Genomic DNA, 12,326 nt, shown 5'->3' with positions numbered 1-12,326 from the left:
CACACCGCCCCCCCCCCTCCCACTAGCCCCCCTCCGCCCCCCCCCACTCCCCCCCACACCCCGGGCGGTGGGTGTGTTCGAGCGGCGCGGTCACCAGCTCGTCGTGGGGTGTCCCCCCGCCCCCCCCCCCGCCGCAGGAGAGCGGTTCAGCAGGAGAGCGGTTCGGCAGGAGTGCGGTTCAGCTCGCCATGGTGCTCTGGATGAAGTCCTTGAACGCGGTCACGTTGGTGTAGATCGACGGATCGACCGCACAGGTGGGCGAGGTGCCGCCGGCGCGGCTGGTGGCGCCGAGCAGCCGCCACTCACCGTTGATCTGCGCGATCGCCGGGCCGCCCGAATCGCCGTAGCAGGCGCCCTGGTTGCTGCCGTCCGGGCCCTGCGGGTTGTTGACGCAGAGTTCGGAGGAGGCGTCGAAGCCCTCGGCGCAGCCGCTCGGGAGCAGGCTGGTGTCGAGTTCCTTGAGCTGGTCGGGGCCGTTGTCACCGCCGGGCTGCGGCGTCTCCTGGCCCCAGCCGAGCAGCCGGGTGGCGGTGCCGGCGGGCGCGCTGTCGGCGATCGCGATCGGGGTGGCCTGGACGGGGGCCGCGAGCTGGAGCAGGGCGATGTCGTTGTTGGTGCTGTAGTTCGGGTGCGGGACGACCCGGGCGAGCGAGGCCACCTCGCCGCCCGAGGTCCGGTCGCCCGAACCGACCCGGACGGTGAACTGGTCGGCCGTGCCGCCGGCCACGCAGTGTGCCGCGGTGACCGCCCAGGTGGGCGAGATCAGCGAGGCGCCGCAGATGTGCTGGCCGCCCTGTTGCAGCGAGACGATGAAGGAGTAGTTCTGCGACGCGCTGCCACCGCCGATGATCGGCGGGCTCGGCACGGGCGCGGCCGAGGCGCCGGTCCCGGGCGCGGCGAGCGCGAGCGCGGTGGCCGCAGCGGCGGCGGCGAGGATCCTGGGCAGCGGGAAGTACCTCATGGTGTGTCCTTGTCCGGCGGTGTGGGGCCGCCTCGTGGGGGGGCGGCATGGACCAGATATGGCATGTCCATGCCGAACTGCCCGCAAGGCTGGCCCCTGACGGCCCACCGGGGACACCCGCCGATCGGCGGGGAGAGCGCCGCTGATCGGAGTATTGCGCCGCCACGCCGCCACCCCGTCACGCGCGGCTCCCAGGGCCACCACCGGGCCCCGGGAGCCGCCGCCGTCCGACCGTCAGGGCCTCAGCCGATCACCCACCGCTGGAGCGCCGAGCCGGTGTCCGGCTGCTGCGTGACGAGCGCGCCGTCGCCCGTCGAAGCCGTGGTCAGCAGGAGGCCGCTCTTCTGCGACGCGAGCGTGTACCCGCCGCCCGCCACCTGCGTCGCGATCCAGCGCTGGTTGGCCGCGCCGGTGCAGGGCCACTGGATCACCTGGGCCCCGGCCGCCGTCGAACCGCCGCTGACGTCGGCGCAGAGCTTCGACTCGCCGTTCGCGAGCTGGTAGCTGCCGTCCGCCTGCCGGGTGAAGACCCAGTTCTGGTTCCGGCCGCCGTTGGGCGTCCAGGTGATGAGCCGGGTGCCCTGGCCGGTGGAGTGGGCCGGGTCGTCCAGCGCCTTGCCCGAGGCCACCACCGTGCGGGTGCCGTCGAGCCCGGTGCCGGCCGGGCCGAGGGCGGTGAGCGTCAGGGTCTGCTCCGCCGCCGTCCGCGCGCCGCCGACCGTGCTGCCGCTGCGGTCGGTCCAACTCCGGTTCGGGGTGGTCTCGGTGAGCCGGTAGGCGTTCGCCGAGAGTCCGAGGACGAGGCCGCTGTAACGGTTCACGATCCGCAGCGCGCCGGTCGCGGTGCCGTCCGCCGCCGTGCTGGGCACGAGCCACCACTGCTGCCCGACCGTCGGCCCGCCGGCCGGAGCCGCGCCGAGGACGGGCCGGGCTCCCCACGAACGCCCGCTCACCGAGCCCGAGTCGACCCCGAGCAGCTGCCCGGTCGAGCCGTTGGCGATCCGGTACGAGCCGTCGCCGTTCGCCGCGAAGGTCCAGGACTCCAGCGGCGAGCCGGTCGCCGCGACCAGCGAGGTGGTGTCCGGGCCGCCCGCGGCCTGCGCGAGGACCCGTCCGTCCGCGTTCGCGATCCGGTACGCCCGGCCGGGGTCGACCGGCGGCGCGGCGGGCGCCGACGGGTCGATCGTGACCGGCACGTACTCGCCGTCCGCCCCGCCGGAGCAGCCGAACGCGCAGTAGGCGCGGAAGGTCCGCCCGACGATCGCCGAGCTCGTCCGGTTGGCGCCGTCGAGGAACCAGCGGTACCAGGAGGCCGTGTGGTAGCCGCCGGTGTCGCCGATCGGCACCCACTTCTGGGTCGAGAGGTCGGCGGTGGCGTAGTAGTGCTGGGGCGCGTTGCCGCTCTGGTCGACGGCCTGCGGTTCGCCGATGTAGAGGCCGAGGTAGGCGTCGTAGGTGACGTCCATGACGAACAGCGGCGAGGTCGGGGGCATCGTCCCGGCGGCGATCTGCTGGGCCGAGGTCCCGGTGTTGGCCGGGTCGTACTCGTCGGCCGCCGCCGTGTACCCGGTGGAGTTGTCCGCGTCGACGGGCACCATGTTGCTCTCGCGGCCGCCGGTGCCGAGCTCGGTCCAGGCGCCGTCGTACCACTTCCGCCAGGAACCGGGCGCCATCTTGGAGGCGATCGGCGCGCGGGCCACGTGGGAGTGGAACGCCTTCCAGCCACCGTTCTTGTCGACGATCCGCGAGCCGTAGAAGACGTAGAAGTACCCGGAGGCGGTGTCGACGAGGAGCCGCTGGTCGCCGTCGCCGTAGGAGTAGGTCTCGTTGGGGAACTGCGCGGTGTCGCCCCGGCTCGTGCTGTACGGCGAGGTGATGACGTGGTCCCTGATCGCCCAGGTGCGGCCCTGGTCGGTGGAGACGGCGTAGTCGATGGCGTCGTAGTGGAGCCCGTCCCCGAAGGGCTGCGGGGTGAACTCGTTGTGCACCAGCCCGTACCAGTCGCCGGTGTCGGGGTCGACCCACACGCCGGACAGGTCGCAGTAGTTCTTCTGCGCGTACCCGCTGGCGCCGCCGGCGAACGTCGCGCCGCGCCCGGTGGGGCTGTTGTTGCAGCGCGAGGTCGTGTCGTCGTTCCGGTCGGCGGGGTCGGCCGGGTTGACGGCGCCGCTGATCGCGGCGGACCGGGTGGCGGTGTCGAAGTCGGTGCCGGTGAAGAAGTCCCAGTAGCGCGGGTCGTTCTTGCCGTACAGCGCGGCGGACTGCTGGAAGTAGAAGGTGCCGTCCTTGTCGACGTACGGGACGGCGGGGGTGTCGGTGGGGTGGGTGAAGGGCGTCGGCGCCCCGACCGTGACGGTGTAGGCGGCCGAGCCGTCGGGCTCGTCGGCCGAGGCCGCGGACGGCAGCGCGGAAGCGGTGACCGTGGCCGCGAGCAGGACCGCGGCGGTCAACAGGGTGGCGAGTCTGCGGGACGGGTGAGGGAACACGGGCACTCCCTGGCTCACTCTTGCTCAACTCTGCTTCAGTTCAAGCAACTTCGAGCACGACAGTGGCAGCAAGCGTCAGCCCGGTCAAGACTGCCGACACGCTCCGCGCCTCGACTTCACTGGATAAGTCCGGCCATCACTGAATAAGCAGCCCGTAATCTGTTGACGCAGGAAATCCGAGATCCCAACCGCACGCCCGCGTGCGGATTTTTCGAAAACGTTGTGTTCAGCTCAAAGCCCTTTACTCACCGGCCCGTTGACCCCCATTTCCGGGACCTGCTTTGCTGTGGCGTGGCAGGCTGCACCGCCCCCATCCCCCTCGTAGATCCGTGACCGACGATCCGTCGGATCACGTGCCGGTGCCGCCTGTTCTCCTCCGTCCTCACCCCGCACAGCCCCGCTGCCAACAGGCAGGCGGGTGGTCGGCATGAGAGAGGCTCCCCCCACCATGGGTATTTCCCGCACGCCCCACAAGGCGGGCAGACCGACCCGCAAGGCGAGAACGACGGTCCTGTCCGGCGTCGCGGCGCTGGCCCTCGCGGCCGCCGGATTCGCCTCCACCGCCGCACAGGCCCAGCCCGAGGCGACGAACCGGCCGAGCGCGTCGGCGGCGAACCCGTTCAGCCCCCAGTACCAGCACCCGTACCGGCACGGCGCCATGCCGACCATCGCGCAGAACGCCAAGATGAAGGCCTGGGCGGACACCCACGCCGGCACCGCGGCGACCGGTCCGGAGACCCTGTCGTACGGCGGCGGCACCAACGGCGTCGGCGTCCTCGACGGCCACGCCAAGGTCTACCTGGTCTTCTACGGCAGCCAGTGGGGCAGCCAGGGCACCAACGGCAGCGGCGACGCGACCTTCTCCGGCGACCCGGACGGCGCCGCCGCCGTCGCCCAGGAGATGTTCAAGGACATCGGCACCGGCGGCGAGCTCTGGTCCGCCGACCTCACGCAGTGGTGCGACGGCCCCAACGTCGCGTCCGGCGCGGTCAGCTGCCCGTCCAACGCCAGCTTCGTCCCGTACCAGAGCGGCGGCGTCCTGTCCGGCGTCTGGTACGACAACTCGGGCGCCTCGCCGAGCGCCGCCAGCGGCAACCAGCTCGGCCAGGAGGCCGTCAACGCGGCCGGCCACTTCGGCAACACCACGGCCGCGTCCAACCGCGACGCGTACTACGTGATCCTCTCGCCGACCGGCACCAACCCGGACAACTACCAGAACCAGTACTGCGCCTGGCACGACTACACGGGTGACACCACGCTCACCGGCGGCGCGGTCAACTCGCCCTACGGCGACCTCGCGTTCTCCAACCAGCCGTACAACATGGACTCCGGCGCCGGCTGCGGGGTCGGATTCATCAACTCCGGCAGCGGCACCCTCGACGGCTGGACGATGACGCTCGGCCACGAGTGGCACGAGACGATGTCCGACCAGTTCCCGGCCGGCGGCTGGACCAACCACGTGTCCGGCAGCAGCTACAACGGCCAGGAGAACTCCGACGAGTGCGCCTGGCTCTCCCCCGGCACCACGGGCGGCGCGGCCATGATCACCATGGGCACCGGCTCCTTCGCCGAGCAGGCCAGCTGGTCCAACGACACCAATTCCTGCGCCATCTCGCACCCGATCGTCGGCGGCGGCACCGGCCAGAACACGGTGACCGTGACCAACCCGGGCAGCCAGAGCGGCACCGTCGGCACGGCGGCGAGCCTGCAGATCCACGCCACCGACTCGGCCTCCGGCCAGGCGCTCACCTACTCCGCCACCGGCCTGCCCGCCGGCCTGTCGATCAACTCCTCGACCGGCCTGATCTCCGGCACCCCGACCGCCGCCGGCACCTCGTCCGTCACCGTCACCGCCAAGGACAGCACCAACGCCTCCGGCAGCGCCTCCTTCGGCTGGACCGAGAGCACCGGCGGTGGCGGCGGCAACGCCATCACCAACGGCGGCTTCGAGACCGGCAACCTGTCCGGCTGGACCTCGGCCGGCTCCACCTCCGCCTCCGGCTCCGCGGCGCACAGCGGCGGGTACGGCGCGATGGTCGGCTCGGCCAACCCGAGCACCACCTCCTCGATCGCCCAGACGTTCACCGCCCCGGCCGGCTCCAGCAGGCTCTCCTTCTGGTACAGCAACACCTGCCCGGACACCGTGACCTACGACTGGGCCACCGCCACCCTGAAGGACAACACCACCGGCACCACCACCACGGTCCTCGCCAAGACCTGCGCCGCCACCTCCGCCTGGGTCAACAAGACCGCGGCCGTGACCCCGGGCCACAGCTACACCCTCACCCTGACGAACCGCGACGACAACTACCCGGGCGACCCGACCTACACCTACTACGACGACGTGACCGTCTCCTGACGCCCGTCTGATCCTCAGCTCGACCGACCGCACCGGGGTGGGCCACACGGCCCGCCCCGGTGCGGCGCTTTTTCCTGCGGCTTTACCGCTTCTTTCCTGCTCAGGAGGGATCCGATCGCGCCCCGGCCGCGTCCAACCGGCACCACAGCAGCCCCCCCACCAGCACGAGGGAACCCCACCGTGAACCTGAGACGACCCGCCACCCTGGCCCTGGCCGCCGCCCTCCTCGCCCTGACCGGCTGCGCCTCCACCGGGGCCTCCACCGGAGCGTCCACCGGGGCGGGCGCACCGGCCTCCCCCACCCCGAGCCCCGCGGCGGTCACGGTGGACGAACACGCCGACCGCACCACGGTCAAGGTCCCGGTCGGCTCGACCGTCACCGTCCAGCTCCACAGCACGTACTGGTCCGCCCCCGCCAGCTCGGCCGCCGACATCGCCGCCCCGAGCGGCACCCCGACGACCGCCCCGTCCCCGTCCTGCCGCCCCGGCGCCGGCTGCGGCACCGTGACGACGGCGTTCACCGCCCACGCGGCCGGCACCGTCCACCTCACCGCCACCCGCACGGTCTGCGGCGAGGCCCTCGCGTGCGGGCCGGACCAGCGCACCTACGACGTCACGGTGGAGGTCACGGGCTGAGCGACGCGGGCCCGGTCCGGGCGGCCCGGTTCCGGTTCCGGCCCCGGGCCGGACCGCCTCGGCCTTGGACAGCGCCGCCCGGGTGACCGAGGATGGAGATCTTCCACCCGAGATGCGTGATGCACCCCAACACGACGGAGACTCCATGCGTTTGACGTCGAGCGGCCGCCACCATGCCGCGTTCGAGTTCGGCGACCTGCGGGTGGTCTCGCTGCGGGACGGGTACATCGACATGCCGCCGACGCTGCTCCGCGACGAGCACGGCGGCGCGTTCGACGTGCTGCCGGGCGCCGTCCCGCTGGTCGGCGGCAATCTGCGGCTGTCGGTCAACGCCTTCTTCATCACCGACGGAACGCGGTCGGTCCTCGTCGACACCGGCGCGTCCGACGCCTGGCACGACCCCACCATGGGGCTGCTCCACGACGCGCTCGACGAAGCGGGGATCGACCGCGCGCAGATCACCGACGTGGCCATCACCCATCGGCACGTGGACCACGTGAGCGGCCTGATCGCGCCGGACGGTTCGGAGGCGTTCGCCAAGCTCGAACGCGTGTGGATCGGCGCGGGCGACGCCCCGGTGTTCACGGGACGGCTGGAGCCGCTCCGCGACCGGGTCGTCCCCGTGTCGGAGAAGGCCGTGATCAACGACTGGACGACCGCGGTCCCGGCGCCGGGTCACACGCCCGGTCACACCGTCTACGACATCACGAGCGGCACCGGCCGCCTCCTCGTCTGGGGCGACACCGTGCACGTGCCCACGCTGCAGTTCGACCGGCCGAACGTGGCCTGGGAGTACGACGGCGACCAGCCCCGGGCCCGCGCCGCGCGGGCGGATCTCCTGGAGCAACTCGCCCAGCCACGGCGGTTCGTGGCCGGCGCCCACCTCGACTCACCCGGAATCGCCCGGGTGGCCCCGGCCGGCGACGGCTACGCGCTGGAGTACCTCGCGCCGCGGATCGGCTGATCAGCCGCGCAGGTGGGCGAGGAGGCCGTCGTCCACCGGGTACGGGGGCTCCTCGGGGAGCAGTGCGTGGGCGGCCGTCAGGTCGCCGGCGCGGACGAGGCCGTGGACCTCGTGGGCGAGGGCCGTCACGTCGGTGATGCCCACGATCCACTCGTCCGCGTACCGGTGCGCGGCCTCGCCGGAGAGTCCGAGCTGCAACGCCCGGTGGGGGAGCGCCCGGAGGTGGAGGTCCCGCTCCGGATCCCACTGGACGCGGGCGGGTGCGGTCTTCAACGTGCGCTGCCAGGTGGCCCGGTCGGGGTGCAGCCCCGGCGCGTAGTGCGAGAGGCACGCGTTCCGCAGGGCCCACTCGAAGCCCTCGCGCGTGATCTCGACGGCGAGGACGGTCTCCTGGCCGGCCTTGGTGCCCCATCCGCAGCGGTACATCATCCACAGGAACGACGGCTTGATCCACGTCATGCGGTCCCGCTTCCAGGCGGGCGGGAAGCGGCCGTCACGGGCGGCGGGCAGGCCGATCTCCGGCGGATACGCCTGGTGGACGGTGATCGTCTCCGGCGTGTGGCGGGCGCGGATCTGGTGCAGTGGTACTTCCATCACGGGCCCGAGCATGCCGCCCTTCGGCCCGTTCCACCAGCGGTTTTACGGGACCCACTCGGCGGTGGGGGCCGCGAGGTCGAAGACCGCGCCCGTCTGGGCCTTCATCACGCAGTCGTTGCCGAAGGTCTTGCTGTACTCCACGTGCCGCCCGTTCCACGTGCCGTACGCCTTCGCGGTGACGGCGCTGTAGACCATCGGGCACAGGCCGTTCCGGTGGGCGATCCGGTCGATGTCGCCGTCCGCCGCCGCGAGGTCCCGGCAGGCCTGGGCGGCGTGGGGGTGGCCGGTCGCCGAGCCGTCGTCGGCGCAGTGCAGGGTGGCGCTGTCGCGGCCGATCAGCTGCTTGTCGTCGGAGCCGGCGAAGACCGCGACGTTCAGCCAGTTCGCGGTCGTGGTCCGGGCCTGCGCCGCCGTGGCCGGCGCGGCGAGGGCGAGCAGGGCGAGGGCGGCGGCGACGGCGGTGGTGCGGGGCTTGGGCATGGGAGTGCTCCCTCGGGGACGGCGACCGGCCGGACGGACAACGACTCACCCGCCCCGGGGGACACGGCCCCGGGGGCCACGGCACCTGGTCGGCGGCCGGTCAGTTCCCGGAGAGGTGTTGGCGCACGCACTCCGTGTACTGGTGGAAACTGTCGGGCTGATAGCACGCCTGCGTCCGGTTGGCGTACCAGACGAAGAAGACGGCGACGAGGCCTGACACCACGATCGCGAGGGACGACGTCACCACGGCCGTGACGGCCGCGCCCCGGCCGGTGCCGGTCCGCCGGGCCTTCCCGACCTCCGGGCACGGCCTGCCCGGACTCGCGGAGCGCGTGCGGCTGCTGCACGGCGAGATGGAGTCCGGGCCGGCCGGGCCGCAGCAGTGGAGGCTCGCCGTCCGGCTGCCGGTACGCTCGTCGTCATGATCGCTTCGGACACCAGCACGCCTGCCCTGACCAGCGCCGATGTGAACGCCCCCGCCCCCGCCGTCGCCCCCGTCGCCGTCCTGATCGCGGACGACGACGCGGTGACCCGCAGTGGTCTGCGCGTGCTCCTCTCGGCCCAGCCGGGGATCGTGGTTGTCGGGGAGGCCGCCGACGGTGTCGAAGCGGTCGAGGAGGCGCAGCGGCTGCGGCCGGACGTGGTCCTGATGGACGTGCGGATGCCGCGCCTCAACGGCATCGAGGCGACCAGGCGGCTGCTGGCCGGTCCGGAGGCAGCGCCGAAGGTCGTGGTGATCACCACCTTCGAGAACGACGGGTACGTCACCGCCGCGCTCAGTGCCGGGGCCTGCGGCTTCGTGCTCAAGCGGTTCCCGGTGCCCAAGATCGCGGAGGCGGTGCGGGTGGTCGCGGCCGGCGAGGCGATCGTCTTCCCGGCGGCCCTGCGGCAGATGGTCACCGCCCGCCCGCTGAACTCCGCCGAGGCGCTGCCCCGGGCGGCTCTGACGGACCGGGAGGAGGAGGTGCTGCGCCTCATGGCCACGGGTCTGTCCAACCCGGAGATCGCGGCGTCGTTCGGGGTGGGCCTGGAGACGGTGAAGACGCACGTCGGGAACGTGCTGACCAAGCTCGGTGCGCAGAACCGGACCCACGCGGTGGTGATCGCGTACGAATCGGGCCTGGTGGTGCCGGGATTCCCCGGCTGAGACGGCCGGATGGCGACCGGCCCGCCCCTCGCCGCCGAAGGTCTTCCAAGGCTTGATCCACGAGAGGCAACCGGACGCGCGTTCTCACCGTCAACAAGGGTGTGAAACTGACAGGCACGCCCTTCTTCGTCCTCTCGCTCGTCCTCGTCCCGCTCTCCATAGGCCTCCTGATGTACTTCTGGAACCGGGTGCGCGGGCCGCAGCCGCTCCGGTTCGGGGCGCGGTTCGGGATGGTGGTGTTCGCCCAGGTCACCGCCGTGACCCTGGTGTTCGTGATGGTGAACAACGACAACCACCTCTACGGCGGCTGGGACGACCTGCTCGGCACCGGCAACCACGTCCGGGCCGTGCCCGTGCCGCCCGCGGGGGACGCGACGGCGGCCGCGAACGCGCCCGGACAGCCCCGGGTGATCCAGCAGTTCGGGCCGGTGGACGACAAGGCCGTGCCGAAGGACGTGAAGACGACCGACCTGAAGGGCCGCGTCTCCGGCGTGGACGGCGAGGTCCTGGTCTGGACGCCGCCGCAGTACGACGACCCGGCCTACAAGGACAAGAAGTTCCCGGTCGTCGAACTGCTCGCCGGCTTCCCCGGCTCGTCGAGCGCCTGGTTCGGCAGCATGAACGTCTCCAAGCAGCTGGCGCCGCTGATGAAGTCCGGTCAGGTCGCGCCGTTCATCCTCGTCTCGCCGCGCGTCGTGCTGCTCCCCGCGCACGTAGACACCGGCTGCGCCGACGTGCCCGGCAAGGTCAACGCCGAGACCTGGCTGGCGCGTGACGTGCCGCAGATGGTCCTCGACAACTTCCGCGCCGAGCCCGGCCCGGAGAACTGGGCCGTGGCCGGCTACTCGGCGGGCGCGCACTGCGCGGCGCGGCTCGGCATCGCGCACTCGAACCGTTTCCACGCGGCCGTGAGCATGTCCGGCTACAACGACCCGATGGGCGAGAACGACTCGCTGACCGCCAAGGACGCGCACCTGCGGGAGGTCTCCAACCCGCTCTACATGCTGCAGCACGCGCAGACCCCGCCGGACGTCGCGCTGTACGTGACGGGCAAGAAGGGCGACGGCTACGAGGACGCGGTCGCGCTGCAGAAGGCCGCGAAGGCGCCGACCGTCGTCACCCCGGTCGAGGTCAACGGGCCGCACCTGACGTCCACGTGGGAGCCGATGGTGCCGTCGGTGTTCGCGTGGCTGACCCAGGCCGTCGGGAAAACGGGCTGATCACCGGCCCGGGCTCAGGGCTTGACGGCGACGGCCGCGTAGGCGGAGACCTGCGCGTCCGTCGCCCCGCCCGGGCCGGCGCCCTCCGCGCCGCCCGCGCCCGCCTCGCCCGGGCCGGCGCCGTCCTCGCAGCCCGCGCCGTCCTCGCCGTCCCCCTCGTCCTCGCCGGCGTCCGGGCGCCAGCGGTGGCTGGCGACGAGGCCCGGGTCGAGCAGCTGCCAGCCGTCGAAGAAGCCGGCGATCTCCTCCCGGGTGCGCATCCGCACCGCGGTCCCGGCGGCCTGGTAGACCTGCGCGGCGCGCTCGGTCTCGGCGGGGGCGAAGTCCGGCGTGCCGTGGCTGAGCACGAGCGCGCTGCCGGCGGGCATGGCCCGCTTGAGCCGGTCGACGATCGCGTGGGCGTCGTCCTCGCCCGGCACGAAGTGCAGCAGCGCGACCAGGCTGAGCGCCACCGGCCGGCCGAGGTCGAGGGTGTCGCGCAGTTCGGCCGAGCGCAGTATGGCCTCCGGTTCGCGGACGTCCGCCTGGACGTAGGCGGTGCGGCCCTGCGGGGTCGAGTGCAGCAGCGCCTGCGCGTGCGCGTACACGATCGGGTCGTTGTCGGCGTAGACGACGCGTGCCCGCGGATTCACTCGTTGGGCTACTTCGTGCAGGTTGGGCGAGGTCGGGATGCCGGTGCCGACGTCGAGGAACTGGTCGATGCCGCGGTCCGCGAGCAGCCGGGTCGAGCGGTGCATGAACGCCCGGTTGGCGCGGGCGGCGGTGCGGGCCCACGGGAAGACGGCCATCGCCCGCCCGGCCGCCTCGCGGTCGGGCGCGAAGTTGGTGGTGCCGCCGAGGAAGTAGTCGTACATCCGGGCCGAATGCGCCCGGTACAGCTGCAGATCCACCTCGGCACCGTCACTGCCCGTCCCCACGGCTCCCCCTTCGCCACGATGCCCGGGGCCCAAGAATAGGTGAGGAACCGTCAGTTCCGTCCGTAGTCCTACTTTTCCGTCCGCTCCGCCGGATCCGCGCGCCGCCATTGCACGACGAGCCCCCCGATGCGCTTGCATGTGTCACGGGGGCGCGCACGTTCCCCTTCGACCACACGGGAAGGTCCACGGCATGACCATCAACCGGGGCGCCCGCTTGAGACTCACCTTCGACGCCTTCTGCGGCACCCACGAGCCCGCCTGGATCGCGTTCGCCCGCACCCAGGTCGGCCCGCAGGGCGACGCGGCCGCCCTCGTGGTCCGCCGCACCCGGGAGCACCTGCACCGAAACTGGGCGCTCGCGCTGCGCCAGGAGGTCCCGGCCGCCTACGCCTGGCGCCTGCTCAAGGAGCACCTCGCCGCCTGGCTCGCCGCGCAGGGCGAACCGGCCGCCGTCCAGACGGCCGCGATGGACGCCGCGATCGGCCGCTTCTGCCACCGGGCCGGCCTGCGCCCGGAGACCCTCGCCGAACAGCTCGCACTGCTCGGCGCGGTCCTGGCC

11 protein-coding genes and 1 pseudogene are annotated in these 12,326 nt (G+C 72.6%); 7 read left to right on the top strand and 5 right to left on the bottom strand.

Annotation, left to right across the window (positions count from 1 at the left end; genetic code table 11):
- Positions 1–178: 178 nt before the first annotated feature.
- Both ACFV4F_RS17640 and ACFV4F_RS17635 read right to left on the bottom strand, forming a co-directional pair.
- The gene (locus ACFV4F_RS17640) at positions 179–961 is read right to left on the bottom strand and encodes a S1 family peptidase (RefSeq protein ID WP_380503358.1); all 783 of its coding nucleotides are present in this window, start codon (positions 959–961) and stop codon (positions 179–181) included.
- Positions 962–1,203: 242 nt separating this feature from the next.
- Positions 1,204–3,447: an RICIN domain-containing protein gene (locus ACFV4F_RS17635; RefSeq protein WP_380503355.1), complete on the bottom strand. Its 2,244-nt coding sequence runs from the start codon at positions 3,445–3,447 to the stop codon at positions 1,204–1,206.
- Between the two features lie 448 nt (positions 3,448–3,895).
- Between ACFV4F_RS17635 and ACFV4F_RS17630 the strand changes: the two genes are divergently transcribed.
- The 3 genes from ACFV4F_RS17630 (at position 3,896) to ACFV4F_RS17620 (ending at position 7,406) form a co-directional block, all read left to right on the top strand.
- Positions 3,896–5,806 (top strand): putative Ig domain-containing protein, encoded by a 1,911-nt coding sequence (locus ACFV4F_RS17630; protein ID WP_380503352.1) that lies wholly within the window; start codon positions 3,896–3,898, stop codon positions 5,804–5,806.
- Positions 5,807–5,986: 180 nt separating this feature from the next.
- The gene (locus ACFV4F_RS17625; protein ID WP_380490598.1) at positions 5,987–6,442 is read left to right on the top strand and encodes a hypothetical protein; all 456 of its coding nucleotides are present in this window, start codon (positions 5,987–5,989) and stop codon (positions 6,440–6,442) included.
- Between the two features lie 145 nt (positions 6,443–6,587).
- Positions 6,588–7,406 carry an MBL fold metallo-hydrolase gene (locus tag ACFV4F_RS17620; protein WP_380503349.1) on the top strand — a complete coding sequence of 273 codons (819 nt, stop codon included), beginning with the start codon at positions 6,588–6,590 and terminating at the stop codon, positions 7,404–7,406.
- Here the strand turns inward: ACFV4F_RS17620 and ACFV4F_RS17615 are convergent, their stop codons facing one another.
- Both ACFV4F_RS17615 and ACFV4F_RS17610 read right to left on the bottom strand, forming a co-directional pair.
- On the bottom strand, positions 7,407–8,000 hold the full coding sequence (locus ACFV4F_RS17615) for a DUF4291 domain-containing protein (RefSeq protein ID WP_380503510.1): 594 nt from the start codon (positions 7,998–8,000) through the stop codon (positions 7,407–7,409). It abuts the gene before it with no gap.
- A 45-nt stretch (positions 8,001–8,045) separates the two neighbouring features.
- Complete coding sequence (locus ACFV4F_RS17610; protein WP_380435377.1) at positions 8,046–8,483, bottom strand: SSI family serine proteinase inhibitor; 438 nt, start codon at positions 8,481–8,483, stop codon at positions 8,046–8,048.
- 179 nt (positions 8,484–8,662) lie between these two features.
- Between ACFV4F_RS17610 and ACFV4F_RS17605 the strand changes: the two genes are divergently transcribed.
- The 3 genes from ACFV4F_RS17605 (at position 8,663) to ACFV4F_RS17595 (ending at position 10,850) form a co-directional block, all read left to right on the top strand.
- Positions 8,663–8,908 (top strand): hypothetical protein, encoded by a 246-nt coding sequence (locus ACFV4F_RS17605; RefSeq protein WP_380503346.1) that lies wholly within the window; start codon positions 8,663–8,665, stop codon positions 8,906–8,908.
- Entirely contained in the window at positions 8,905–9,630 is a 726-nt protein-coding gene (locus ACFV4F_RS17600) for a response regulator (protein ID WP_380503343.1), read from the top strand. The genes ACFV4F_RS17605 and ACFV4F_RS17600 overlap by 4 nt, the downstream gene beginning before the upstream one ends.
- Positions 9,631–9,731: 101 nt before the next feature.
- A complete protein-coding gene (locus tag ACFV4F_RS17595) occupies positions 9,732–10,850 on the top strand; it encodes an alpha/beta hydrolase (protein WP_380435380.1) in 1,119 nt (372 codons plus the stop codon).
- Between the two features lie 14 nt (positions 10,851–10,864).
- Here ACFV4F_RS17595 and ACFV4F_RS17590 read toward each other — a convergent pair whose 3' ends face one another.
- Positions 10,865–11,740, bottom strand: a complete 876-nt coding sequence (locus ACFV4F_RS17590; protein ID WP_380503340.1) for an SAM-dependent methyltransferase — start codon at positions 11,738–11,740, stop codon at positions 10,865–10,867.
- A gap of 217 nt (positions 11,741–11,957) precedes the next feature.
- Between ACFV4F_RS17590 and ACFV4F_RS17585 the strand changes: the two are divergent.
- Positions 11,958–12,326, top strand: a pseudogene (locus ACFV4F_RS17585) (hypothetical protein); the annotation flags it as partial.

The sequence above is a fragment of the Kitasatospora sp. NPDC059722 genome (genome assembly GCF_042733235.1).
Lineage (GTDB): Bacteria > Actinomycetota > Actinomycetes > Streptomycetales > Streptomycetaceae > Kitasatospora.
This window is presented reverse-complemented; position numbering and strand designations above follow the sequence as displayed.

Coding starts and splice junctions, on each gene's coding strand:
- ACFV4F_RS17615 (WP_380503510.1), bottom strand. CDS start 8,000: ATGGAAGTACCACTGCACCAGATCCGCGCCCGCCACACGCCGGAGACG.
- ACFV4F_RS17610 (WP_380435377.1), bottom strand. CDS start 8,483: ATGCCCAAGCCCCGCACCACCGCCGTCGCCGCCGCCCTCGCCCTGCTC.
- ACFV4F_RS17630 (WP_380503352.1), top strand. CDS start 3,896: ATGGGTATTTCCCGCACGCCCCACAAGGCGGGCAGACCGACCCGCAAG.
- ACFV4F_RS17620 (WP_380503349.1), top strand. CDS start 6,588: ATGCGTTTGACGTCGAGCGGCCGCCACCATGCCGCGTTCGAGTTCGGC.
- ACFV4F_RS17640 (WP_380503358.1), bottom strand. CDS start 961: ATGAGGTACTTCCCGCTGCCCAGGATCCTCGCCGCCGCCGCTGCGGCC.
- ACFV4F_RS17600 (WP_380503343.1), top strand. CDS start 8,905: ATGATCGCTTCGGACACCAGCACGCCTGCCCTGACCAGCGCCGATGTG.